This is a genomic window from Nocardioides sp. NPDC101246, assembly GCF_044767415.1.
GTDB lineage: Bacteria > Actinomycetota > Actinomycetes > Propionibacteriales > Nocardioidaceae > Nocardioides.
In genome coordinates this window covers 72,646-95,176 of sequence record NZ_JBIWNX010000007.1, presented here as the reverse complement: position 1 = coordinate 95,176, position 22,531 = coordinate 72,646, and the positions used below count along the sequence as shown (strand labels likewise).

The window sequence follows — 22,531 nt, the reverse complement described above, 5'->3', positions numbered from 1 at the left end:
CCGTTCGGCCCTGAGGCAGTCAGGAGGGCCGGTCAGAGCATCCGGGGCAGCCGCCAGATCCGGCCGCTGCTGCTGTCCACCAAGGCGGTGCGAACCGCATGCAGCTCGAGCGGGAGGACATCCGCGACGGCGTTGACGATCACCGGAAGCTGGACCGCCGAGGCACGGGTGGCCACCGACACGTGCGGCAGCCACAGCCCGGGCCGGTAGTGCTTGTGCAGGTCTGCCCCGGCCTCGAGGAGTGCTCTCGCGACACGGTCCTGCCGCATCGCCACCGTGGCGGGGAACGAAGGAGCCAGGGCCACCCGACCACGTGGAAAGATCACGGAGCCATGACTGGAGCACCGGAACGGCTCACCCTCCGGAAGCCCGTCCAGCGTGTCGCGTACCGGACCGAGCTCCCACGTCCGCAGGACGGCGAACGAGAGGTGCGGATGGTGTCGGCCGTGGGTGTGGCTCGCCATCGTGCCGACTCCGGCCTCCTCCAACCGCGCCCAGAGCTCCCGCACCAGGCGGTCGGAGCGGGCGTCGAAGAGCTGGCACACGGCGAGCGCCATGAGATCAGAAGAGCCGGTAGAACCGCCAGAATCCGAACTCCTCGATCGAGAGAACCTCGAACCCGCTGAACCCCGCCGCTTCGCTGTAACCCTTCAGCGTCGACGGCCGCATCACCGTCCCGGTCCCGACGCTCGGGGGCGAGGACAACCCGTCCGGCAGGCACACCAGGAGGCTGAACCCGTACATCATCCGCTCCAGCTCGTCGCCGTCCGGCGCGAAGCTGTCCGCCACCGCCTCGTCCATCACCACCATGGACCCACCCGGCGCGAGCGTCTTCCGCACCGCGCTGAGCACGTCGACCGGCCGCGGCATGTCGTGCACGCACTCGAAGGCGAAGGCCATGTCGACCGCTCCCTCCGGCAGCGTCGCCGCGTCCTGGCACAGGAACCGCACCCGCTCCTCGACCCCTGCCTCGCGCGCGTTCGCCACCGCCATGTCCACCGAGGGCTGGTCGATGTCGATCCCGAGCACCGTGGCCTCTGGGTAGGCGCGCGCCAGCGCGATGCTCGACCATCCCCCACCGCAGCCCACGTCGAGAATCCGGCACCCTTTCACGGAGAGAGCGTCGTGAACTACCGGCACTCCGGCCAGCGCCGGCCCGAGCTGCTTCTCGTACCACGGCCGGTTGGCGTCCGCCTGCGACTGCCTCGCATCATCTCCGAGCTCGTCCCAGCTGACGCCACCCCCGTTCCGGTACGCCTCCAGCAGCCGAGGCAGCGCCGGCCCCACCGCCGCGAACATCCGGCCGATCGGCGCCAGGTAGGCCAGGCTGCTCGTATCGGTCATCACCTCCGCCGTGCTCGCCGGGATGGCGAAACGCCTCTCGTCAGGCCCGCCGTCGCTCTCGACCACCAACAGCCCCACCACCGCCTGCTGCTCCAGCCACTCCCGTGCGTACCGAGCCTGCGTCCCCGTACGCCCCGCCAGCTCGACCGCACTCGCCGGCCCCTCGTCCACCAGGGCCCGATACCAACCGAGCCGGTCTCCGATGAAGATCGACACTGTCTCCACCGTGCCGAGGATCGACCCGAAGAGTCGCTCAGCAACTTCGTCTGCCGTCTGCTGCGATGCGTCCATCCATCCACGATCGCCCCGACTTCGTTCACCGAAGCAGTCCAGTCCGACCCCTACTTGGTTTGAGGTACGACGCTTCGACCTACGGGATGGGCACGGCGCCAGGATCGAGCGCTACGACTGCGACCGGCCTTTCGCCCCATCACGATCTGCTTGTTGGTGAGGCGGTCGAACTCCAACCGGGCGATAAGACTTTCGCGGCGGTGTGGCGCGCGTTGTCAAGCAAGGTTGGCAGAGTAGATGGTTGCAGCGGAACGTGGGGCGAGATCAAGTTCCGGACCCGTGTCAGGCGCAGCGATGCGGCAGCCCTGGCCAGTTGCGCGCGGCTCCGCGAATTCAGGGTGACAGATCCAGGAATCCGCGCGTACCCGGATGGGTGGGGTTAGATGTCGACCGTGGATGACAAGGGGCGACATTGGTGCCTGCGCCCCAAGGCGCCGGATCGGCCGATGAGGTGACGGCGCAGGCGACGTACGCGGCGCTGGTCAAGGATGTGCTGTCGCCGGGGTTTCGTGACCTGGGGTTAAAGGGATCTGGCGGCCGCTACGCACTGGCCGCACCTGGCTTCTGGGCGTTGATGAGCCTGCAGAAGTCCGTGTACAGCGACGCGACCGAGATTCAGTTCACGGTGAACCTGCTCGCAGCGAATAAGGAGGCGTGGAATGCTGCACGAGCCGAGCGTCCCTACCTGCCCCAGCTGCCCGCTGCCGGCGTCGTCTACGGCAAGCCCACCGCCTGGACACGTATCGGAACCCTCACGCCAGAGGGCGCTGACAAGTGGTGGCGAATTCACGCCGGAGTCGACCAAGCGGAGGTGACAGCCGAGGTCCTTCACGACGTTCGGGAGTTGGCGCTTCCGTGGCTGCGTAAGCAAGTGCGCGAACGAGGCTGAGGCGGGTAGGAGCTCGCGCTCCCGGCGGCGGAACCTTGCGCTGTTCTGATCGGGACGGCGGCCCAATCGCGGCGGATTGACCCACGGTCTGCGGAATGAGCCGAGCACCCGAAGCAGCGTCTACGATCACCGAGTGGAAGACGTGCCTCACCCGAGCCGACTCGCAGCCTGGGTGCGTGCAATAGGCGTCCTCGCCTTGCCAGCGGATCAGCAATTGACCTGGCTCGACTCACTGGGGCCCGCCGCCGCTTGGAACGTCGGTGAACTTGGTCTGGAGTTCGACGATGGCTATTTGCTGCTGGATCAATGGGTTCGGGCCGGTTGGGCTGACCAGAAGTCCCTCGCGCCAATCGCTGCGCTGAACACGCGGCTCGACGAGATGAGTGGCGAGCGCAGCGCTTCCCTGTGGACCCGCCAGGCACTTGCTCAGCACCAGGCCTGGCGTGAGGTACGCGAGTTGGCAACAGCCGTCCTCATCACGCTTGCGTGAGCAACGCCGCCTGCAGAGCGGCGGTGTGACGCACCACTGCAGTGAATGGATCGGGGCACGGAAGGGAGGCCAAACTGAGGCTCTTGAAACGGCCCAGGTCGTGCTGGCGGAGGCCTCGGTGGCGCGCGTAAGTGGCTGTTCGGAAAGCGTCCGCCAGCGTCGGGAGAACTCGCCCTCGAATTGGGCGGGCTGGCCGCCTCCCAGTTCGCGCGGACAATGTCTGGGATTGGACTCTTCATCTTCAGCAATTCGTTGCGGCACGTGCGGTGCATCGCGATCGGTTGATTTTCGATGGCTTCACTGCCGGGCGCCGCGCGTCCAATCAAGGCTGCCGGGTCCGCCTGGAACAGCGGCATCAGCTCGCGGAATCTCACGACGGAAGGCCGTATGGTGGCTGCGCTCGGGTCGGAGTGACACCCCGCGGTGGTTTTGGCGCGACGGCGTGAGATCGCGGCGGCGTTTGGGTCCGAACACACGCTCTGGGCGAGATTCATCCCGCCGCTACGTTACAGCGCTACCTTCGCAACGGCGCACATCGTGGCCTACACCGTCCCGCTCGTGCTGGGCAATGCATGCCCGCAGACGACGAAACGAGTCGCCTTTCGGGTCGCACACCTGAAGGTCGTTCCTGACCAGTTCACGAGCGCCCGTGTCGTTGAGCACGCCGTGCCAAGCTCGCCACTGCTTGAGGTCTAGGAATCCAAGCTTCGCGACGTCGAACTCGTCCTCGAAGAGGCGAAGATAGCGGTGCCGGTGTTGTCGGTGCCGCTTAGACCCCTTGCGCTCGAGGAGCAGATCGTCATCGATCTGCCAGTACCGCTCGATGTAGAGGTTTCCGAACTCCGCGCGCATCGTCCGCCGCTGTTGGCGGAGCTGCCAAACGACGAGGGCCAAGCCAACGATGGCGGTGAGAAGGGTTCCGAGGCCGATCCAGGTCGCACTGTCCACGGTCGAACCGTACGGACCGGACGCTCGCGGCGGTGAGGCAGGTCAGTTCTCCGAGCGATTGCCGGCATCTGCGGGTGGACGCAGCCGGGGATCGGCTCAGTTCGTGGCGAGCGCTCGCGAGAATTCCGCCAAGACATCTTTGGCCTCTTCAGCGGCGGCAAATGGTCCGGGCATGCGAAACACACGCGCCCCCCATGACGTAGTTAGGGTCTGGAAGCCAGGGCTGCCGCTGACGCCCAGTAGCGCCTGTACCGGTTGACGGAACACGCAGACAACGAGCGGGACGCGGCGGGACTCCAGCGCCCGGATGAGGGCCTCGCGACCGAAATCGACCTCACCAATACGGATACCAAGCTCACCGCGCGTGGGACGCTTGATTACGTCGGTGAATCCCACCTGGGCTCGAAGCGCCGCAGCTTCGAAACCAACTTCGTCGGCAGACGGTCGCTCGAACAATCCACCGTCTGCCAAGCGCAGAAGCTGCCTCTGGCCGGATCGTCCTTGGTAGTAGTGCCCCGCCTCGACACTCGCTGGCGCGGGGTTGAGGCCGACGATCATTGCCCGGGGCTCTTCCGGCCAGACGTCCTGGAGCGTGAGGACCCGCTCGCCCATCCAGTCCATTTCTGCCTGGTATGCCTTCAGGTCCTTGCCCATGTGCACCGCCGCTCCTGACTCCGATAGGCGTTTGCCCGGACCAGTTCGAACCCAGAATTGCACGGCCTGGCCCGCCGTAGGGCCATTTTCGGTGCGCGCCCAGGAAGCGTCGGGCTTGACCGCCTTGAGGGAGGAGAGGTCGTCACACGTGGCGATATGACGCGCGTCATTGCCTGGCCGCACGGGCTTGGCGACAATTGCGCACTGCGGTCGTCAGCAGGACACGGCGCCAGCATGCCAAGTCCCACATCTAGACGAATGACGAGGGCGTGCTACTACATCTTGATGGCACGCGCATGTGTCGCTGAACTGTCGGTGGGCGCCGGTACTCTATAGGGGAGGTCGATTGCGACCTCGCGCTTCAGACAAGACGAAGGCCCTGAGCCGACAGAAGTCTGATCTCAGGGCCTACGTTGTGATGCTTGGTCGCTAATAGCATAGGCGGGGAGTGGCCTGCGCGAAACAGTGGGCTCCTCCTGAGTAGAGATCGCATCTCTCGGTCCGTCGCCCTCGTCGTGAACAACGACCCTGAGGACGACCGTGGCAGCAGACGCCAATTATTCTGAGGACCCGAGCGCGCCCTCCTCGGGTCCAGAGTGCTTTCAGATCCTCGCCCTAGACGGAGACGGGGCCAAGGCCCACTTCTCAGCCCACGTGCTCGCTCGTCTCGAGGAGGACCTCGGGGTCCGCGTCTACGCGCAGCACATCGCAGCGCCTTACACAGCCATGTCCGGACCGGGAGCACCGGCCGCCATCACCGCCCTGGAGGCAACCCGATGAAGCACCAGAACTACTTCAATAATTTCCTGACCAACACCGTCGACCTGTCGAAGTTCAGGCTGGAAACCCTCGAACGACAGGCCAACGCCGTCTACAGCGCACTGAATGCGGATTCTGACCTGGGGCCCCGCGTCATCAAGAAGATTCCCCAGGGCTCGTGGGCGCACGAGACGATCATCAACCCGATCAACGGCCGCGAGGTCGACGCAGACTTCCTGCTCCAACTCAAGGAGGAGCCCGACTGGGAGTTCGATCCCCAGCAGTACAACAACGCCGTCTACCGGGCGCTTCACAACCACCCGGTCTACGGGGATATGCCGCATGGCCGCAAGTGCCGGTGTGTGTACGTCAACTACGCCAACGCCACCCATGTCGATGTCGTGCCCTACATCGTGCTGTCTGACGGACGGAAGGTCATCGTCAACCGCAACGACAACCAGTTCGAGAACACCGACCCCGAGGGCTTTACTGCTTGGATGAAGGAGCGGGACCAGGTCGCGAACCGGAACCTGCGCAAGGTGATCCGGCTGATGAAGTACTTGCGCGACCACAAGGGGTCTTTCAATGGCGTGAAGTCCATTCTGCTCACCACCCTCCTCGGGCAGCAGGTTGAGGCGTACAAGAAGGTCCTCGATGTCGGCTACTACGCCGACGTCCCGACCACGCTGCTGCACGTCGTCAGCGACCTCGACGCCTACCTGCAGGCCAACTACGTCAAGCCGTCCGTCGCAGACCCGTCGGGATCCGGCGTCACGTTCGACCGTCGGTGGAGCCAGGAGACCTACAGCAATTTCCGAACGCGCATCCACGGCATCGCCTGCCAGATCAAGGCTGCCTATGACGAGGAAGACCAGGACGAGAGCGTTGAGTTGTGGCAAGGCCTGTTCGGCGAGAAGTTCCAGCCGCCCGAGGCGACGTCAGCCTCGTCAAGCAAGTTCGGTGCGAGTGCTGCAGCCGCCGGTGGTGCCGTCCCGACCTCTACTGGGCGGAGCGGACGCGCAGGGTGAGCAGGCGACCGGCTATTGTGCGCCTGAGCCCTTGGCAGAAGTGGGCTCGGCGCGAGATGCGCGCGATCGCTGCCGAGCATCCAGATGACCTCACCGTGCATCTCCCCGGCGACGTCGTCGACGAGACGCTCCTCATCGACATCACACTCAACACCAGCGCCCTAATGCACGCCGACCTGGCGGGCCTGCAGCTCAACGAGGCAGAAGACTTTGTGGTCGCGATCCCCGAGGGCGGCGTCTTCCCGCCCTCGGTAAAGGTTCGGCACAACCGGTTCCTGGGCTTCCCGCACGTCCTGGCAGGCAGGACGCTCTGCCTCTACCTCGACCCCAGCCGCGAGTGGCAGCCGAAGCTCGGTATCCGTGGACTGATGGACCGCCTCTGGAACTGGCTCGAGGACGCGGTCAACGCCAGGTTCGAGCCGTCTACTGCGCTTTACCATGCGGTCGGTGGAGTTGAGCACGCCACCCAAGGAACTCCTCTCATCGTCGTACGACATCGCATCGACAACTCCAGCCGCGGCATGGCGGGGCACCTCCGCGTACGAAGCGACCATAGGTACGACCACGCTCCAGGAGCGGCGATAGCCGAGGACGACCTCCCGATGCCCCTATTCGTCGCTCCGCACGACCTCCCTTTCGGCGCTGGCCAGGATCGCCTCGTTGACCTGCTCCAGCGGCTCGATTACGCCGACACTCAGGAGGTCCCACGTGCCTTTGTGTCGCAGCGCCGCCGCGTCCGCCTTAACACCTTGGGCCTGGCATTCAACGCCGTCGCGGAGCGGACGGACTGCTGTAAAAGGCCGAGCCTGTGGACCGACTTCTTTCCACCCCTCGTCGATCTCAAACCGGCGCCGCCAGCAGCCGCGACCGCGCTGCTGACTGTCCTGGCTGCCAGCGCTGCACGTCAGCCAGACGGAGCCGAGCAGCACCTACTGCTGGGTGTACCGCATCCGACAGGTGGATCTCCTCATCTCTTGGGGCTAAAGATGCCTAGCAGTGTGGGCGACGCCCTTAGGCGTGTAGTCCGCGCACGGCGTGACCCGATCCTCAACCTGCGAAGCACCGACGTGTTCCCCGACATCGAGATGGAGTGGTACCGCATGTCAGACGAACGAGACGACGTCACCGTTCGCAGAGACGACGCGCGGCCCGTCAGCGCCATGGAAGGAAAGGTCGTCCACGTTTGGGGATGCGGCGGGCTTGGCTCGTGGATCGCCGAGTTTGCAGTCCGGGCCGGAGCAAAGAAGGTCATCCTCTGCGACCCGTCCACCGTGACCGGCGGGCTCCTAGTGCGTCAGAACTACGTCGAGGTCGATGTCGGTGACGCCAAGGCTGATGGCCTCGCCCAACGTCTCCGAGCTATCTCAGACGACGTCGAGGTCGAGGTCAGGCCCAGCATGCTGCCCGAGGACTGGCGCGATGCGGCCTCGGCAGACCTCGTTGTCGACGCGACCATCAGCCACGCGATCTCCCAGTTCGTCGAGACACTGGCGACGGACGAGGACCGGAAAGCAACGATCGCCCAGGTCGCCACCGACGCGCGCACCGGGACTCTCGGCCTCGCAATCATTGCCGCACCAGGCGATCCGACATCGATCCACGCTATCGACAACGCAGCAGGGGCTCAAACCAGGGTTGATGCGGATCTGGAGGCGTACCGAATTTTTTGGACCGACCCTGGTTCGGGGGATGAGCTGACTCCAACTCGCGGTTGCTCTGCGCCGACATTCCACGGCTCGGCCGCGGATATGGCTGGCGTTGCCGGGACGCTGCTCTCGGTCATTGGCCTGAGCATGCAGGCCAAGTTCTCCGGGACGCATCTAACTGCGCTCCCTCACTCCGGTGTCAACCCCGCTCATCGGTTTGTGCTCCACGTCGCCCCGACGGTCCCCGGTGACGATGCTCTCGCCGTAACGCACGAAGAAACGAGTCCGGGAGCACCAGAAACAGCGAGCTTGGTGTTGGAGTGAACCTACGCACGCCGACGCAGCAGGATATTCAGGCGGACGTAGCAATGCTCCCACCGCAGGCGTTGGGTAGATGCTCGGTACACGTCGCGTCTTAGGCGGATTGACGCGTGGCCCGGCATACGTCTTCGAGCGCTACCCGGACACCCGAACGCCACTGACATGATCAACGAAGAGCGTCGCCAGTGCATCCAAGACTGCCGCGCCCTTCTCGGCGCTTGCCAGCGACGGGCTGCCGATGATGCCCGTATCGGTGTAAGCGCGCAGGCCGTGAGTCAACAGGTGCGGACGGCTGTCGGCCATGTGATCCCGGTGTTTGAAGTCTGGGCCCACCAGGTCGGGGGCGCAGTGGAGAAGGATGCTGACTTCGAGCTCGCCGGCGTGCATGTCGTCGTGAGCGTTCGTCTCCAGGCCTGCGGCTTCACGGGCCGCGGTCCAATCGCTGCGACCGGGAAAGAGGGAGAGGTCGCTGGCTTCCTGGACGACGTTCTGCAGGACGTAATTGCCGCCGTGGCCGTTGATGAGAACGATGTGCTCGGCGCCCTGCTCGCGGGCTGAGGCAACAATGTCCTCGACCAGTCGGATCAGCGTGGCAGCGGGGATGCTGATGGTTCCCGCCCAGTCGGCGTGTTCTTGGGAGCACGAGACGGTGATCGGGGGCAGTAGCCAGAGGTCGTTGGCACGGGCAACCATCGAGGCGATCTGGGTGGCGACGATGGTGTCGGTGGACAGCGGGAGGATGTCGCCGTGCTGCTCGAAGCTACCGATCGGGAGGACGGCGATCTTGCTGCTGCGAGCGGTGACATCGGCGCTGGTCTCAGTCGAGATCACGTCAGGGTTGGTCACAGGGATGTTCACGCCTTCCATGCCGTCGTTTCCTTGAAGGCGCGGTTGAACTTGCGGACCGCGGGCGTATCCCAGACCGGCGCCAGCTCGCGGCGCAGGTCGTGCATCTGAGTGAGGATCCGTGCGGATCTGGTCACTTCCAAGACCTTCAGAGCTGCATGGCCCGTGTTCACGGCTTCCTCGATCTCATGCGCGCCAGCGTACGCAGTGGCCAGGCGGGCGAGGGCGAGACCACGGTCGCGTTCCTGGGTGCCGGCCGGCCAAGCGTCGATGCTGCGGTTGAGGATGGCGAGGGCGTCACCGTGTTTGCCGAGACGGAGGTAGCAGTTCGCGGCCTCCATCTCGATGTAGGACGACGTGACGTACGGGACCAGGCTTGTCGCCTCGAAGACGGTTCCGTTGGTGAGCACAACCTGGAGTGCGTCGTCGAGATCCCGACGACAGGCCGTCTCGTCGCCGACCAGAGCGTGAGCCATCGCCCGCTGTCGCAGAAGCACACCAGCCAACTGTGGATCATCGATCGACGCAGTGCCGACGGCAGCGCCCGCGTGGTCGAGCGCCGCTCGATTGTCGCGGCGGTCGGTATCGATGTTGCTACGACGCATCGCGACGTACGCCGCCAGTTCAGGGGCTCCGGCATCATTCGCCAACTGGATCGCCTGGTCGGTCCATGCCACGGCCTCGTCGAGTTCGCCCGCGTCTTGGTGGAGCCAGCCGGTGAACTCGCTCAACCGTGTGGCGACGCGCAAGACGTCAGTCCGTTCGGGCCCGGTCGCTCCACGTACGAACCCCGTCACGAATCTGGCCTGCTCTCTCGCAAGTGCCAGAACGGTCCGGGGTCCAGCGGCAGCGTCCAGCGACGCAAGCTGAGCGAGCGAAGCCTCCAGCGTCTGCAGGAGGTCCGAGCTCACCGCGTTGCTCAGAGGTGCCGATCCGGAGAAGGTGTGATCCGGCTCTGCTGCCGGCGGGAAGCCAAGCTCAGGTGCCGAGAGGTCGAGGGCGTCTTGCAGGAGACCTCGATAGAACTCGTCGGGCGCGCGGCGACCGTTCTCCCAGCGAGAGATCTGGGTCTTGAGCACGGGCGTCTCGGGCAGGGCTGCACCCCGCCGAGCCGCGACAGCCTGGAGCTCACTGATCAAGCGCATCTGTGACCAACCACGACGCAGTCGCGCATCACGCAACCTGCTCGTCATGGCCCGCCCCCAAGATTCGATACTCAGCGTTTTCCCTGGTCAGTCGGGGTTAACCAAACCAGTTCAGCAGGCGGCATCTCCCGAGATCAACAACCATCGCCCAACCTATCGAACTATGAGCGCACAATCGGCGTACCCGGACCCGGTCATCCGCAGGGGGCTGCGAGCCGGCCGTCCCAGACACACCGGAGCGGCCGCTGGAGGACTCTCGCCCCGCGACGAGATCATCGACCACGCCGCCCGGTTGTTCGTCAGACGCGGATATGCCGCCACGTCGACGCGGGAGATCGCCGACGCCGTCGGGATCCGGCAGGCATCTCTCTACTATCACTTCGCGGGGAAGGAAGCCGTCCTCCGCGAGTTGCTGAAGCGAACGATCCGCCCAACGACGACGCGGATCGAGCAGCTCGAGGCTGATGCCGCTGACCTCGGCTGGGATGTCGCACTGTGCCTTCTGCTCCTCATCGACGTACGAACTCTCGCCGATGCACGGCACAACATCGGACTGTTGCAACACCTGCCCGACGTGATGTCCACGAGCGCATTCGCTGAGTTCGCGAGTGCTCGCACCGACCTCAGCGATGCGTACGAGCGTTTCGCAGCAAACGCAGCTCCGCGCGGCGGCTCGACGTCAGACGACGCTTGGGGCTCGTCGCCGATCGGCGCCCTTCTCCTCCAGCTGGCCGAGGTCGTCATCGCCATGCGTCAGGCCGGGCGACCCGTCGACAACGGCGTCATCCGCAGCATCGCGATCTCCGGCCTACGCCTCTGCGGGGATCTCGATCGGACCGCAGCCGACAGGGCGCTCGCGCTGGTCGACACCTACCTTTGACATCGCACGACCCAGAGGACCAACAGAACGGGACCTATGAACACCCTGATCCTCAGCGACCTCGACGGCACGCTCCTCGGCCCCGGCGCGGTGCTCTCGGCGTCTACCCGAGACGGCATCAACGACCTCGTCGCCGACGGCCTGCTGTTCACGTACGCAACCGCCCGTTCGTACGTCTCCGCGGCCCGTGTCACCACCGGGCTCGACCTGCGGGTCCCGGTCACCGTCTCCGGTGGAGCGTTCCAGCTCGACCCGCAGACCGGCGCGATCCTCAACGAAGAACGTATCGCGGACGACGACCTGGACTCCGTGATCCGGCTCTGCGAGAAGCACCGGGTTCCGCCGTTCGTCTACAACGGCACCCCGACGGCCGAGCGGGCGACGTGGGTGGAGGGCGAGGAGTCCGAGGGGATGCGGCGCTTTCTCGCGGACAGGGTCGGGGACCGACGGTTCCGGCCGGCTACGGACTGGGCCCGTCTCCCCCGCGACGGCATCTTCTACGCCACGATCATCGGCGAGGCGGCGGCGATCGCGGCCCTGACCGCCGACATCGCGACCGCTACCGACGGCCGGCTCTCGCTCATCGCGCAGATCGACACGCACCACCCGCAGGACACCTACCTCGAGCTCAGTGCCGCGCGCGCCACGAAGGCCCACGCCGTTGCCTGGCTGCGCGACTACCTGGACGTCGACCAGGTCGTCGCCTACGGCGACAACCTCAACGACCTGCCCATGTTCGCGGCAGCTGATCAGGCGTACGCGGTCGCCAACGCTGCCTCAGAAGTCCTTGCCACCGCCACTGGAGTCATCGGCGCGAACACCGAGGACGGTGTCCTCCGCCACGTCATGAAGACCTGGTCAGTGCGGTCGACCCGCGACGAAGCGATCTGAGACATCGCTGACCTTCCCGCCTCGACCGAGTCCTGCGCCCGCGAGACCAGCGACGAGCATGTCGACAAGATCGGCGGCGTGCTCCCCGGTCGGATCGAGGTCCGGGTCGAAGACCGTGATCTCGAGGCCTCGCGCGACCGGCACCGAGCAGAGCGTGGCCAGGAGGTCGACGAGGTGCTGCTGATCGAGACCGCCGGGAGCAGGAGAGTCGACCGCAGGCAACACCTCGGGATCGAGCACGTCGACATCGATGTGGACCCAGGCGTCACGTACGCCTCTGGTCTCCAGATGCTCCAGTGCCCGCGCCGTGCATCGCTCGACGCCATCTCGAAGAATGTTGCCGCAGGTCTCGACGTGCATGCCCAGGTCAGTGATCTCGGCGAGGTGCTCGTCGTCGTCGCGTACGCCGAGAACGACGACGTCGGCGGGATCGACGAGCGGACGGTCCAGTCCCAACCCTGGATCGGCGAGCCCGCAGGCCATCGCGAGGTCCTCACCAGCCGCAGCTTGGAGGACATCCGTGTTGCCCGGGTGACGGAAGTCGCTGTGCCCGTCGACGAAGACCAACCCCGGGCGAGGCTCGCTCCTCTCCGCGACCGCGAGGAGCGAGCCGATCAAGATACTGCAGTCCCCGCCCAGAACGAGTGGGAAGCCCTCGGTGGCGAGCAGGGCGGAGAGCCTGCCGGCCAGCCGCCTGCTGTAGTCGGCGATCGCCCCCAGGTTGCGTGTAGTCCGTCCGTCCCAGGAGCCGTGGTAACGCGGCGGGACGACTACGCCCGCGTCGACGGCACCCAACCGTTCAAGCAGTCCATGGTCCCGCAATGCGCCGGGCGCTTTGTAGCATCCTGGCACCGCATCCGGCTCTGGTGGGCGTAGGCCCAAGTTGGTCGGGGCATCGAGAAGAAAGACCGACATCGCGTCAGCCTAGCCAGTGGCGTGCCACGTCATGGGTACGCACCACCCCGAGTGGTTGACTAAGGATGTGTCCACGAAACCAGCCCCGCACGTACTCGTCCTCTTCGGCGCGACAGGCGACCTGGCCGCACGAAAGCTGTTCCCCGGGCTGTACCGGCTCGCGCTCGCGAAGCGGCTTCCGGAGCAGCTCGCGGTCATCGGCAGCGGACGGCGCTCGCCGGGGACTGATGAGGACTTCCGCAGCCACGTGCACCAGGCGCTGAAGGAGTTCGTCGGGGAGGTCGACGAGACGGTGGCCCGGCCGCTGCTGGAGCGGATCCGGTTCGTGCCTTCGTCCGCCGAGGACGGGACCGCGCTGGCCGAGGCGGTGCACGAGGCCGAGGACCGGCTGGCGCTGGCGAGCGGGCAGACCGTGGGCGACGTACAGCGGCTTCTCTATCTCTCCGTGCCGCCGCAGGCGGTGGAGCCGATGGTCGCGATGCTCGACCGCGAGCAGCTGAACGTCCGCAGCCGGCTGGTCGCGGAGAAGCCGTTCGGGACCGACCTGGCCTCGGCTCGCGAGCTCGACGCGGTGCTCAGCGAGGCGTTCGACGAGAAGCAGATCTTCCGGATCGACCACTTCATCGGGAAGGAGGCCGTGCAGAACCTGCTGGCGCTGCGCTTCGCCAACGGCCTCTTCGAGCCCGCGTGGAACCGGCACAGCATCGAGTCGGTGCAGATCGACGTACCGGAGAAGCTCACCGTCAAGGGGCGCGGCAACTTCTACGAGGGCACCGGCTGCCTGCGCGACATGGTCACCACCCACCTGTGCCAGCTGCTCGGGTTCGTGGCGATGGAGGACCCGCACGCCTTCCGGGAGGGCGCGATCCGCGCGGCGAAGGCCGCCGCCTTCGCGGCTGTGCGGCCGCTGGATCCCGAGCGCGTGGTCTTCGGGCAGTACGACGGCTATCGCGAGGAGCCCGACGTCGCCGCCGACTCCGACGTGGAGACGTACGTCGCCATCGAGGCGTGGATCGACAACGACCGCTGGCGCGGGGTGCCGTTCTACCTGCGCACCGGCAAGGCGCTCGCCGCCGGGCGGCGGACGATCACGATCCGGTTCATCGACCCGCGGCACCGGTGGCTGCAGGCGGCGGATCCTGGTTCGACCGAGCCCAACGAGCTGGTGATCGAGCTCAGCGACGACCCCCGGATCGAGATCGAGGTCCGGGCCAAGCGCCCCGGTCCCGGCATGGCGTTGACGGATGCCGTCTTCCGCCTCGATCTCGCAGGTGACGCCCCGGACTCCGGGCCGCTGGAGGCGTACGAGCGGCTGATCCTCGACGTCATGAACGGCGACCGGACCCTGTTCACCAGCGCGGGCGAGGTGGAACGGCTGTGGGAGATCTGCCAGCCGGTCCTCGAGCATCGACCTGCGGTGGAGAGCTACCCGCAGGGATCCTGGGGCCCCGAGTCGGCGCTCGAGCTGCCGATCGGCGGCTGGCGACTGGGAAGGAACCAGTGACCGACTCGCCTCGCCGCCTCCTGCTCGTCGTCGACGCCCCGTCGCTGCTGCACCGCAACCATCACGCGCGGGCGCACACCCGGATGATCGACCGTGCCGGTCGGCCCGCCTGGGCGCTGCACGGCATGCTGCGGCAGATCCTCGACTCGATCGATGCCTTCGCTCCCGACGCGGTGCTCTTCGGTCTCGACGACCGCACCTCGTCCCTGCGCCGGGACGCCTATCCCGACTACAAGGCCGGCCGCCCCGAGAAGGAACCGATGCTGGCCGAGCAGCTCGACCGGGCCGGGGCGATGCTCGACGCCCTCGGGCTCGCGACCGTCACTCCCCCGGGTCTCGAGGCCGACGACGTCAACGCCTCGGCCGCTGCCTGGGCCGGCCGCAACGGCTGGGACTGCGTCGTGATCACCTCCGACCGCGACGCGTTCGCGCTGATCAGCTCGCACACCAAGGTGCTGCGGCTGATCAACGGCGGCATCAACGGCTCACCGCTGCTCACCCCCGCCCGGCTGTATTCGATGTACGGCGTCCCGGCCTCCCGCTACCTGGAGTTCGCGGCTCTGCGTGGCGACGCCAGCGACAACCTGCCGGGCGTGAGCGGCATCGGGGAGAAGACCGCGGCGGCCTTGCTCGACCAGGTGGGCCCGATGGAGGGAGTCTGGTCCGACATCTCCGACAACGACGGTCGGAAGGTGACCGAGGTCCTCGACGCGTGGGCGGCCGACACCGGCGTACGCCGCATCGCGCCGCGCATCGTCCGCGCACTCTCCGCGCCCGGCGCCCGGGAGCGCTACGACTTCAACCTGCGAATGATGTCGTGCCACGAGGACCTCGACCTCCGCCTCACCCCGGACATCCCCGGCACCCCCGGCCTCCTCCCGCTCGACATCGACCGGGTCACCCGGGTCGTCGGCTTCCTCGGCGTCGAGGCGACCACGGCGGTCGCGCAGCGGGTGCTGAGCACGAATCCTGCCTCGACGGGCTCGTAGGTCGGCAGGAGACTTCGCCAGCTCGATCGCATCCGGCTGTTCGGCCGCGGTCATGGCGATGGGCGAACTTCCGACTCCTATTTGAAGAGGGCAGCAAAAGCACCGAACGCGGCGATGAACATCGAGCAGGTCGCGACCTGCTGCTGCGGACCGGTGAACCAGCCGCGACATGCGTTGCGCGCTGTGTCGAAGCGGGTGAGGGCACGGACGCGCTGCCACTTGTGCTGCCGGATGCTGCAGCCGCCGAGGAGGCCGTAGGAGTTGTTCCGGCAGTTCTCGCCGGTCCGGATCTCCGCGCCGCATGACGTCGGCGCAGCGAAAAGCAGCCATACGAAGCAGAACACGAACAGGCCCGAAAGCATGAGCGGTCCAACATCGAGCCCGAACAGCAAGAGCACCGCGCCAGCAAGCAGCAGGTAGCCGAAATAGCGTGTGAACCGAGACTTCTTCTTTCCCATGGCGGCAGCCTCCCGAGAGTGTGGTTCCGCGCCTTTCGACCGCAGCGACGTCCACTCGGACGAGTCCGGGCTTCGCCCGGAATCCCTGCCCATCGGCCCACAGAGCGGAACCGTTACCCGTTTTCGCGGATGCCGGACAGGTCACGGCTGTCTCAGTCTCACGCAGCGTAGAGTCCCAGTTGTTCGTAGGTTCCGTCGGGGTAGCGGGCGTATTCGATGCCGAGTGGTGAGCGCCAGATGAAGGTGCCGGGGGTGGGTTGGGTGTAGGTCCAGCCGCCGAAGGTCTTGAGGCGATGGTGGCTGCGGCAGGTCTTGGCCAGGTTGGTCGTGGTGGTCGAGCCACCGTCGTCGTACGCCTCGAGGTGCTCGGTGTCGGCCAGCCAAGCGGACCGGGTGCAGCCCGGGTACACGCAGGTCCCGCCGGCGATGAGCGCGGCCTGTTCGTGCTGGGTCGAGGACGGGGAGTAGCCCTCGTGGGAGATCTCGGTGTTGAGGTCGATGACCTTGACCGGACACACCACCGTGCCCGGCGCCATCGCCCACTCATCGACCCGCTCGAGGGGGACGATCGCACCATAGTTGTCGACGCTGACCAGACCGCTGCCGCGAAGGTCACCTTGGTCGACATGGCAGTAGAGGTGGAGTACGCGAGCAGTGCCGCTCGTCTCAGCACTGGCCGTGTAGCCACGGGCCAGCTCGCCGAGAGCTTTGGCGCGGCGGCGGCCGAGGGACCACCCGGTGTAGCGGTCGTCGTTGCCGAGGTCGCGGGCGATTGCGGAGACGGCGTTCTCGAGGTCGGTGGCATCGGCGAGGTCCATGGTGGCTTCGACATGTGCGTGACCGGTGGCCGCGCCGTCACCGAGATTCGCGGGGTCTTCGGTGAAGAGCATGGGTGCATCGAGGTCGACCTCGACACCGAACTGGTCGGCCTTCTCCTCGGCTGCGAGCGCGGCTGCCTCGGGATCGAACAAGGCGAAGGCTTTCTCGACCAGCCGGCTGATCGTGACCCGGCCACGCTGGTGCAGGACCGGCGCAACCTGGGCGTCAACCCAGTCAACGGCCTCCGGGGAGAGCTTCTTGGTCAGATCAGCAACCTGTCGCGCCCGCCATCCCTCGACCGAGTAGTCCAGGACTCGGGCCCAGGTCCGCGGCAGCCGATGCGCGAGCTCGACGACGTCACCGGCCAGGCGCCGTACCGATCCCAACGACATCCCCAACACCGGACCGAGCTCCATCACCGCGAACTCGGAGACCGCGACCGCACCCTCACCGGCCAAGCTGAGCAGCCGATCCCCAAGCAGACACGGATCGTGCTCATAGGCCACATCATCAGGACCCCGCGGCGGCCTCTCAGACAGATACGCAGCGACCAGAACGAGCCGATCATTGGCTGCCCTGACCTCATCGACACGGGCCTGAGCCAGGCTGGAGAGGAGGACGTGAGTGGAAGTGTTCCCGAGGTCTGATTCCATGCCTAATTCTACATCTGACCTGCGCAAACAGGAAGCAGAATCAGCGTCCGACTTGGCTCTGTCTAATTGATTCGGAGCCACCCGGATGAGCAAGGTATCGGCTGATCCTCGGGGCTAGCCCACCAGCGATCGGGCACGGCGGGATCGACCGTGCTTCTGCCTCGGCCGGCACACCCCAGACCGGCTGAAGGTGTGGATCCGTCACGGCCCGCCTGGCATCTCACCGTTCTCGCCGAGCGTGGCAGCTTGGCGATAGCCGACCCAGAGCCTGCCGCCGACTTCGGCCAACGCGTCGTCGGCCAGTTGCTCCAGGGGTGCCGTATCCCCCGCCACCGCGAGCTGAAGCGAGTCGTGAAGCGCTGTCGCCCAGTGGGTTCCAGCCGCCGCGTCAAGCGAAAGAAGCTCACGCGCCAGCCACTTTCCGCCACCGGTCCAGCAGCCGTTGGCAGCGAGGACGAGGTCGGCGGTCCGTCGCCAGGTCTCGACCGCGATCGCGGTGCCGATGGGCCCGGGCTCGGCATCGCGGAGGTCATCGACGAGGTCACTCAACGCGTACCGAGCGCCGCCGAGAGCATCGCTCGACAACGGACCAGGACCGGCGGCGAGGACGTCCTCACAGAACGTACGGATCCGGGCTCCACCATCGCCCGGCAGCAGCTCGACCCCTTCGGCGACCAGGCGGGCCATCGTCGGCTTGCGCTGCGCGAGGTCCTCGGCGACGAAGTGCGAGATGCTCGCCTCGGAGTGGACGAAGAGCTCCACCGGCCAGCCCTCGAACCGCAGAGACTCACGGTGCACAACGGCGCTCTTGTCGAGCACCGTGATGTCGAGATCCGAGGTCGCCGTGGCCCCGCCGAGGATCACCGAACCCCCGAGCCACGCCTGGGTCGCGGCCGGGAACCGGTCGCCCACCAGCCGGCGGGCGGCGTCGAGCGGTGCTGGACGTGTCATGGCTGCCATGCGTGATCGTTCCTCCCCGCCGGCACAATCGGGTTTCCACCTCGAAGTCGGGTTTCCTGCTGGATGGCCGGCCTGCGTACCCGATTTCAGCGAGTGCGTTCGCTTCGGCCACGTACGCCCCACCTGCCCCCGGGTAGAACGAGCCCGTGACGGTATCGGACGCCAACCTACCTTGGACCAGCTCGGAGTGGAGAGAGCGCAACGACTCCGTCTGGCAGCGGACGCTGCGGCTACAACAGTCGTGGTGGCGGCAGACCCGAACGGGAATGGCTGCCGGGCCCTCGACCGGCGGCACCAGACTCGTCTCCTCGATGCTTCCGGTCGGCACCGAGTGGAGCCCCAATCTCATGACGCCGGCGGCGGTCGCCTCAGCACGACGGGCGAGGCTCGATCTCGAGACCGAGCGAAGGCCGGGAATCATCCAGATCGACCGCCTCCACCGAAACCTCCTCTCCTCCCAGCCCTTGTGCTTCAACCTCTTCGGGCATCTCTCCGCCGAACCGTCGACGCTCCTGGAGTGGGTTCGCACGTTCCATCACGACGCTGAGAGCGTCGATTGCGTACGGCTCGAATGGGCGCCGCTCACCGGGAACACCGGGGGCTCCGCGTTCGACGCCTTCGTCACGTACACACGGAGCGGCGGCGCGCGGGGATTCCTCGGGATCGAGTGCAAGTACGCCGAGAATCTCACCAAGGCACAGCCCAGACCGGCACCTGAGAAATTCAAGGTCGAGACGGTCAACGGTCCCTGGCGCGAGGGAGCGGAGACACGCCTGGACCGGCCCAGCCTTCGCCAGTTCTGGTACAACCAGCTTCTCACCCAGCGAGTCGCCGCCGGCGACTTCACCAGCGGGATCGGCGTAGTTGTCGCCTGCCACGACGACAACCCCGCTCGCAGAGCCGTCGAAGCGGTCCGTACCGAACTGGACGACCCGAGCTCTCTCCGCTTCTCATCGATCAACGACGTGATCGACGCCGTCCCCGGCCACGAGCGCTGGCGCCGGGCCTTCACCGAGCGCTATCTGACCTACGACCAGATCCCTGCGCGGCTGGCTCAGGACAACGAGCCACCAGGTCGGCAGTCAGCAGATCCCGCTCACGTCCACCGGTCTTGAAGGTCGGCGACCAGTTTCTCGGCTTCGCGTGTGTCGGGGGCACGTACGGCGTCGAGGCTCGATTGCGGAAGCACGACGTATCGACCGGCGCCGTTCAGACCGAGGTCGCTCAGTGCCTCGATCGAGTCGGTCCGGGACAGGTCGAGAACCTGGATGTCCTCGCCGATCCTGTCGAGGATGTCCTGACCCGAGGCGGCCTTCACCCTGGCGATCTGCGAGGCAAGCTCCGACGCGGCGGCGCGGGTGTCGCCTACGGCGAGCTCGGCGACCTTCCTGTTGTTCTCCGCCGCCTGCATGTTCTGGATGGCCGCGTCGTGCTGTTTCTCGGCTTCCTTCTTGTTCTGGTCGGCAGCGTTTGCAGCACCCTTCGCCGCGGCGCCGGTCACCGAGACGCCGAGGAGCGCACCGAGCACGAACAGCGCGATGTTCTGCACCCGGTCGATGATGCCGAGCAGCTGCTCCCAGTCCGCCTGCTCCTGTGCCTCATCGTGCTGGACGATGTAGTTCCAGCCAAGCGCCAGCACCGCCAGCACGGCGATCAGAGCGACCCCGGCGATCGCCGCGGAGACCTGCCATGGCCACTTGCCCAAGGCCGGAGGACTCTGCACGGCCGGGCTCTCCTCGACTGGTTCCGGCTTCTGGAGCTCGGTCGGAGCCTCGGCATTCACGTTCGCGTTCGGCGTCATCGCGTCTCCCCTGGGCCGTAGAAGTGACGATGACGCTCCTCTCTGGTGAATGCATGGCAGGGAACCGCGAGCCGAGGTACCGAGTATTCGGCACGGCCGCGACCCCTCCCCAGGTTGCTCAGGTGAACTCGGGTGAGCGTCGAGGCCGCTCGGCCGGGGGCACGGAAGCGGCCGAGAGCGCACGGTCGAGGTCGGCGATGAGGTCCTCGGGACCCTCGAGGCCGATCGAGAGGCGTACGAGGTTGGCGGACGGCTTGGCATGGGCGGCGACGGGGCGGTGGGTGAGGCCGGCGGGGTGCTGGATGAGGGAGTCGACGCCGCCGAGGGAGACAGCGTGGGTGAAGAGCTGGACCGAAGACGTGAGGCGGGAGGCGGCTTCGTAGCCGCCACGCAGGGCGATGGTCACCATGGCCCCCGGGCCGTGCATCTGCTTGCCGACCAGGCCGCGGTCGTCGTCCGCCCCGGGGAAGTGGACCCGGTCGACGGCACGGTGCGACCGCAGCCACTCCGCGATCTGGACGGCGGCGGCCTGCTGGGCGCGGATGCGGGTCGGCAGGGTGGCGAGGCCGCGGTGCAGGAGGTAGGCGCCGAGGGGATGCAGGAGGCCTCCCGTGACGGCACGGACCTGGCGAAGAAGCGCCGCGGTCTCCTCGTCGCAGGCGATCACGCCACCGACGACGTCGCCGTGGCCGCCGATGTACTTGGTAGCGCTGTGCAGCGACATCGCCGCGCCCAGCTCGATCGGGTTCTGCAGGACCGGGGTGGCGAAGGTGTTGTCCACGAGCACAGGTACGTCACCAGCAGCCGCCACGACAGAGGCGATGTCGACGAGGTCGAGGGTCGGGTTGGCCGGGGTCTCCAGCACCACCAGCGCCGTATCGGCGCGCACGGAGGCGGCGACCTCGTGCTCGGCGCAGAACGTCACCTCCACGCCGAGCAGACCGGAAGCGAGCAGGTGGTCCGTACCGCCGTAGAGAGGCCGGACGGCGACGACGTGCCGCTTGCCGCTGAAGGACGTGCTCGCGATGATCGCCGCGGTCATCGCCGCCATGCCCGAGGCGTAGGCGACCGACGTCTGGGCCTGCTCGAGCTGGGCCAGCGCAGACTCGAACCGCGCGACGGTGGGGTTCCACAGCCGCTGGTAGACGTACCCGCCGTCCGGGAGCGGCTCACCGCCGGTCGCCATCGCCTCGTAGGACGCTCCCCCGCGCTCGATGTCGGGCAGCGGGTTGGTCGAGGACAGGTCCAGCGGCAGGGCGTGGACGCCGAGCATCGCCAGGTCGTCCCGTCCGGCGTGGACGGCGAGTGAGTCGAGGTGAGGGTTCGCGATCGGCATGAGGCGATGCTGGCGGGAACCACAAGATCAGGCCAGATTGATTGCCGAAGATCCCATGGAACCCCTGATACTGACATCTTCGAGCAACTCGACCCCAGACCCAGGCAGGAACCGTTGGCGAAAGAACAACCCTCCGCAACCACTCTCGACTCCGTCGACCGCCGCATCCTGAGCGAGCTCGGCGCCAACCCCGAGCTCACCAACAAGGCCCTCGCCTCGCGCCTCGGCCTCGCCGAGTCGACCTGCGCCTACCGGCTGCGCGCCCTGCGCGACAACGGCGTCATCACCGGCCGCCGCCTCGACGTCGACGTCCGCGCCCTGGGCTACCCGTTGCAGGCCGTGATCAAGGTGCGGCTCGGCAGCCACAGCCAGGAGCACGTCGAGAAGCTGTACGACGAGCTGGCCTCGACCCACGGCGTGATCCAGGCCTTCCACGTCGCCGGCGCGGACGACTTCCACCTCCACGTGGCCGTCGAGGACGCCGAGGCCCTGCGCGACTTCGTGCTGCGGCACGTCACCGTCCATCGGGTCGTACGGCAGACCGAGACCCAGCTCGTCTTCGAGCTGCGCGAGGGGCCGGGCGTGCTCCCGCGCGACCCCGCGTAGGCCGGGTTCAACACCGCAGCGCGGTCACTCCTCCTCCATCCGGAAGCCGACCTTCAGCCCGACCTGGAAGTGCTGGATGTCGTTGTCGTCGACGTGTCCGCGGATCTGGGTGACCTCGAACCAGTCCAGGTGACGAAGCGTCTTGCTGGCTCGGCCGACGCCGTTGCGGATCGCCTGCTCGAGTCCTTCGTCGGAGGTCCCGACGATCTCGGTGACGCGGTAGGTGTGTGAAGACATGCTCCTGCCCCTTCTCTCGATGCTCGCTCTACCCACCATGGGCGCGACGTCGAGACCGTGCAAGAGGTGACCTCCCAGGAAATGCCGTTGTCGAACACTGATGTTCGAGTTAACATCTCGT

23 protein-coding genes are annotated in these 22,531 nt (G+C 66.8%); 10 read left to right on the top strand and 13 right to left on the bottom strand.

All coding sequences use genetic code 11. The features are described from left to right. Nucleotides 1–32 precede the first annotated feature (32 nt). Together ACIRON_RS14685 and ACIRON_RS14680 are read right to left on the bottom strand one after the other, a co-directional pair. Nucleotides 33–557: a 2'-5' RNA ligase family protein gene (locus ACIRON_RS14685; protein WP_402993014.1), complete on the bottom strand. Its 525-nt coding sequence runs from the start codon at nt 555–557 to the stop codon at nt 33–35. A 4-nt stretch (nt 558–561) separates the two neighbouring features. Next, entirely contained in the window at nt 562–1,635 is a 1,074-nt protein-coding gene (locus ACIRON_RS14680) for a class I SAM-dependent methyltransferase (RefSeq protein ID WP_402993013.1), read from the bottom strand. Between the two features lie 415 nt (nt 1,636–2,050). On the opposite strand from ACIRON_RS14680, the gene ACIRON_RS14675 reads away from it, so the two are divergent. Further along, nucleotides 2,051–2,524, top strand: a complete 474-nt coding sequence (locus ACIRON_RS14675; RefSeq protein ID WP_402993012.1) for a DUF4304 domain-containing protein — start codon at nt 2,051–2,053, stop codon at nt 2,522–2,524. A gap of 133 nt (nt 2,525–2,657) precedes the next feature. Beyond that, nucleotides 2,658–3,014, top strand: coding sequence for a hypothetical protein (locus ACIRON_RS14670; RefSeq protein ID WP_402993011.1), 357 nt, complete (start codon nt 2,658–2,660; stop codon nt 3,012–3,014). A gap of 501 nt (nt 3,015–3,515) precedes the next feature. Here ACIRON_RS14670 and ACIRON_RS14665 read toward each other — a convergent pair. Both ACIRON_RS14665 and ACIRON_RS14660 read right to left on the bottom strand, forming a co-directional pair. Continuing rightward, on the bottom strand, nt 3,516–3,962 hold the full coding sequence (locus tag ACIRON_RS14665) for a hypothetical protein (protein WP_402993010.1): 447 nt from the start codon (nt 3,960–3,962) through the stop codon (nt 3,516–3,518). Nucleotides 3,963–4,058: 96 nt separating this feature from the next. Next, a complete protein-coding gene (locus ACIRON_RS14660; RefSeq protein WP_402993009.1) occupies nt 4,059–4,616 on the bottom strand; it encodes a uracil-DNA glycosylase family protein in 558 nt (185 codons plus the stop codon). 776 nt (nt 4,617–5,392) lie between these two features. Here ACIRON_RS14660 and ACIRON_RS14655 point away from each other — a divergent pair. Together ACIRON_RS14655 and ACIRON_RS14650 are read left to right on the top strand one after the other, a co-directional pair. Continuing rightward, nucleotides 5,393–6,403: a cyclic GMP-AMP synthase DncV-like nucleotidyltransferase gene (locus ACIRON_RS14655; RefSeq protein ID WP_402993008.1), complete on the top strand. Its 1,011-nt coding sequence runs from the start codon at nt 5,393–5,395 to the stop codon at nt 6,401–6,403. A gap of 56 nt (nt 6,404–6,459) precedes the next feature. Beyond that, nucleotides 6,460–8,373, top strand: coding sequence for a ThiF family adenylyltransferase (locus ACIRON_RS14650; protein ID WP_402993007.1), 1,914 nt, complete (start codon nt 6,460–6,462; stop codon nt 8,371–8,373). A gap of 132 nt (nt 8,374–8,505) precedes the next feature. Here the strand turns inward: ACIRON_RS14650 and ACIRON_RS14645 are convergent, their stop codons facing one another. Further along, nucleotides 8,506–9,237: a creatininase family protein gene (locus tag ACIRON_RS14645; protein ID WP_402993006.1), complete on the bottom strand. Its 732-nt coding sequence runs from the start codon at nt 9,235–9,237 to the stop codon at nt 8,506–8,508. Further along, entirely contained in the window at nt 9,225–10,361 is a 1,137-nt protein-coding gene (locus tag ACIRON_RS14640; RefSeq protein WP_402993005.1) for a hypothetical protein, read from the bottom strand. The genes ACIRON_RS14645 and ACIRON_RS14640 overlap by 13 nt, the downstream gene beginning before the upstream one ends. Nucleotides 10,362–10,407: 46 nt before the next feature. Between ACIRON_RS14640 and ACIRON_RS14635 the strand changes: the two genes are divergently transcribed. Both ACIRON_RS14635 and ACIRON_RS14630 read left to right on the top strand, forming a co-directional pair. Further along, nucleotides 10,408–11,241: a TetR/AcrR family transcriptional regulator gene (locus tag ACIRON_RS14635; RefSeq protein ID WP_402993004.1), complete on the top strand. Its 834-nt coding sequence runs from the start codon at nt 10,408–10,410 to the stop codon at nt 11,239–11,241. A gap of 36 nt (nt 11,242–11,277) precedes the next feature. Further along, nucleotides 11,278–12,132: an HAD family hydrolase gene (locus tag ACIRON_RS14630; protein WP_402993003.1), complete on the top strand. Its 855-nt coding sequence runs from the start codon at nt 11,278–11,280 to the stop codon at nt 12,130–12,132. Here the strand turns inward: ACIRON_RS14630 and ACIRON_RS14625 are convergent. Then, nucleotides 12,100–13,047, bottom strand: coding sequence for an arginase family protein (locus ACIRON_RS14625; RefSeq protein WP_402993002.1), 948 nt, complete (start codon nt 13,045–13,047; stop codon nt 12,100–12,102). The two genes, ACIRON_RS14630 and ACIRON_RS14625, sit on opposite strands and share 33 nt — an antisense overlap. A gap of 67 nt (nt 13,048–13,114) precedes the next feature. Here ACIRON_RS14625 and zwf point away from each other — a divergent pair, with 67 nt between their 5' ends. Both zwf and ACIRON_RS14615 read left to right on the top strand, forming a co-directional pair. Next, nucleotides 13,115–14,551 (top strand): glucose-6-phosphate dehydrogenase, encoded by a 1,437-nt coding sequence (zwf, locus tag ACIRON_RS14620; RefSeq protein ID WP_402993001.1) that lies wholly within the window; start codon nt 13,115–13,117, stop codon nt 14,549–14,551. Continuing rightward, a complete protein-coding gene (locus ACIRON_RS14615; RefSeq protein ID WP_402993000.1) occupies nt 14,548–15,540 on the top strand; it encodes a 5'-3' exonuclease H3TH domain-containing protein in 993 nt (330 codons plus the stop codon). Before zwf ends, ACIRON_RS14615 begins: the two co-directional genes overlap by 4 nt. A 77-nt stretch (nt 15,541–15,617) precedes the next feature. Here the strand turns inward: ACIRON_RS14615 and ACIRON_RS14610 are convergent, their stop codons facing one another. From ACIRON_RS14610 to ACIRON_RS14600, 3 genes are all read right to left on the bottom strand, one after another. Further along, on the bottom strand, nt 15,618–15,998 hold the full coding sequence (locus ACIRON_RS14610) for a hypothetical protein (RefSeq protein WP_402992999.1): 381 nt from the start codon (nt 15,996–15,998) through the stop codon (nt 15,618–15,620). A 158-nt stretch (nt 15,999–16,156) separates the two neighbouring features. Next, nucleotides 16,157–17,275 carry a hypothetical protein gene (locus ACIRON_RS14605; RefSeq protein ID WP_402992998.1) on the bottom strand — a complete coding sequence of 373 codons (1,119 nt, stop codon included), beginning with the start codon at nt 17,273–17,275 and terminating at the stop codon, nt 16,157–16,159. A 396-nt stretch (nt 17,276–17,671) separates the two neighbouring features. Then, on the bottom strand, nt 17,672–18,421 hold the full coding sequence (locus ACIRON_RS14600) for a nucleotidyltransferase domain-containing protein (RefSeq protein ID WP_402992997.1): 750 nt from the start codon (nt 18,419–18,421) through the stop codon (nt 17,672–17,674). A gap of 155 nt (nt 18,422–18,576) precedes the next feature. Here ACIRON_RS14600 and ACIRON_RS14595 point away from each other — a divergent pair, with 155 nt between their 5' ends. Continuing rightward, entirely contained in the window at nt 18,577–19,545 is a 969-nt protein-coding gene (locus tag ACIRON_RS14595) for a PGN_0703 family putative restriction endonuclease (RefSeq protein WP_402992996.1), read from the top strand. On the opposite strand, the gene ACIRON_RS14590 is transcribed toward ACIRON_RS14595, so the two are convergent. Together ACIRON_RS14590 and ACIRON_RS14585 are read right to left on the bottom strand one after the other, a co-directional pair. Next, nucleotides 19,527–20,231, bottom strand: a complete 705-nt coding sequence (locus ACIRON_RS14590) for a hypothetical protein (protein ID WP_402992995.1) — start codon at nt 20,229–20,231, stop codon at nt 19,527–19,529. The genes ACIRON_RS14595 and ACIRON_RS14590 overlap by 19 nt on opposite strands. Before the next feature lie 118 nt (nt 20,232–20,349). Continuing rightward, on the bottom strand, nt 20,350–21,567 hold the full coding sequence (locus ACIRON_RS14585) for a trans-sulfuration enzyme family protein (protein WP_402992994.1): 1,218 nt from the start codon (nt 21,565–21,567) through the stop codon (nt 20,350–20,352). Between the two features lie 114 nt (nt 21,568–21,681). On the opposite strand from ACIRON_RS14585, the gene ACIRON_RS14580 reads away from it, so the two are divergent. Continuing rightward, nucleotides 21,682–22,173 (top strand): Lrp/AsnC family transcriptional regulator, encoded by a 492-nt coding sequence (locus ACIRON_RS14580; protein ID WP_402992993.1) that lies wholly within the window; start codon nt 21,682–21,684, stop codon nt 22,171–22,173. A 24-nt stretch (nt 22,174–22,197) separates the two neighbouring features. Here the strand turns inward: ACIRON_RS14580 and ACIRON_RS14575 are convergent, their stop codons facing one another. Further along, a complete protein-coding gene (locus tag ACIRON_RS14575; RefSeq protein WP_091047255.1) occupies nt 22,198–22,410 on the bottom strand; it encodes a dodecin in 213 nt (70 codons plus the stop codon). Nucleotides 22,411–22,531: the final 121 nt, after the last annotated feature.

What these genes read in the sequence shown, in the direction of transcription:
- ACIRON_RS14685 (WP_402993014.1), bottom strand. Translation starts at nt 557, where the DNA reads ATGGCGCTCGCCGTGTGCCAGCTCTTCGACGCCCGCTCCGACCGCCTG.
- ACIRON_RS14680 (WP_402993013.1), bottom strand. Translation starts at nt 1,635, where the DNA reads ATGGACGCATCGCAGCAGACGGCAGACGAAGTTGCTGAGCGACTCTTC.
- ACIRON_RS14660 (WP_402993009.1), bottom strand. Translation starts at nt 4,616, where the DNA reads ATGGGCAAGGACCTGAAGGCATACCAGGCAGAAATGGACTGGATGGGC.
- ACIRON_RS14655 (WP_402993008.1), top strand. Translation starts at nt 5,393, where the DNA reads ATGAAGCACCAGAACTACTTCAATAATTTCCTGACCAACACCGTCGAC.
- ACIRON_RS14650 (WP_402993007.1), top strand. Translation starts at nt 6,460, where the DNA reads ATGCGCGCGATCGCTGCCGAGCATCCAGATGACCTCACCGTGCATCTC.
- ACIRON_RS14645 (WP_402993006.1), bottom strand. Translation starts at nt 9,237, where the DNA reads ATGGAAGGCGTGAACATCCCTGTGACCAACCCTGACGTGATCTCGACT.
- ACIRON_RS14640 (WP_402993005.1), bottom strand. Translation starts at nt 10,361, where the DNA reads ATGCGCTTGATCAGTGAGCTCCAGGCTGTCGCGGCTCGGCGGGGTGCA.
- ACIRON_RS14635 (WP_402993004.1), top strand. Translation starts at nt 10,408, where the DNA reads ATGGCCCGCCCCCAAGATTCGATACTCAGCGTTTTCCCTGGTCAGTCG.
- ACIRON_RS14630 (WP_402993003.1), top strand. Translation starts at nt 11,278, where the DNA reads ATGAACACCCTGATCCTCAGCGACCTCGACGGCACGCTCCTCGGCCCC.
- ACIRON_RS14625 (WP_402993002.1), bottom strand. Translation starts at nt 13,047, where the DNA reads ATGTCGGTCTTTCTTCTCGATGCCCCGACCAACTTGGGCCTACGCCCA.
- ACIRON_RS14610 (WP_402992999.1), bottom strand. Translation starts at nt 15,998, where the DNA reads ATGGGAAAGAAGAAGTCTCGGTTCACACGCTATTTCGGCTACCTGCTG.
- ACIRON_RS14600 (WP_402992997.1), bottom strand. Translation starts at nt 18,421, where the DNA reads ATGACACGTCCAGCACCGCTCGACGCCGCCCGCCGGCTGGTGGGCGAC.
- ACIRON_RS14590 (WP_402992995.1), bottom strand. Translation starts at nt 20,231, where the DNA reads ATGACGCCGAACGCGAACGTGAATGCCGAGGCTCCGACCGAGCTCCAG.
- ACIRON_RS14585 (WP_402992994.1), bottom strand. Translation starts at nt 21,567, where the DNA reads ATGCCGATCGCGAACCCTCACCTCGACTCACTCGCCGTCCACGCCGGA.
- ACIRON_RS14575 (WP_091047255.1), bottom strand. Translation starts at nt 22,410, where the DNA reads ATGTCTTCACACACCTACCGCGTCACCGAGATCGTCGGGACCTCCGAC.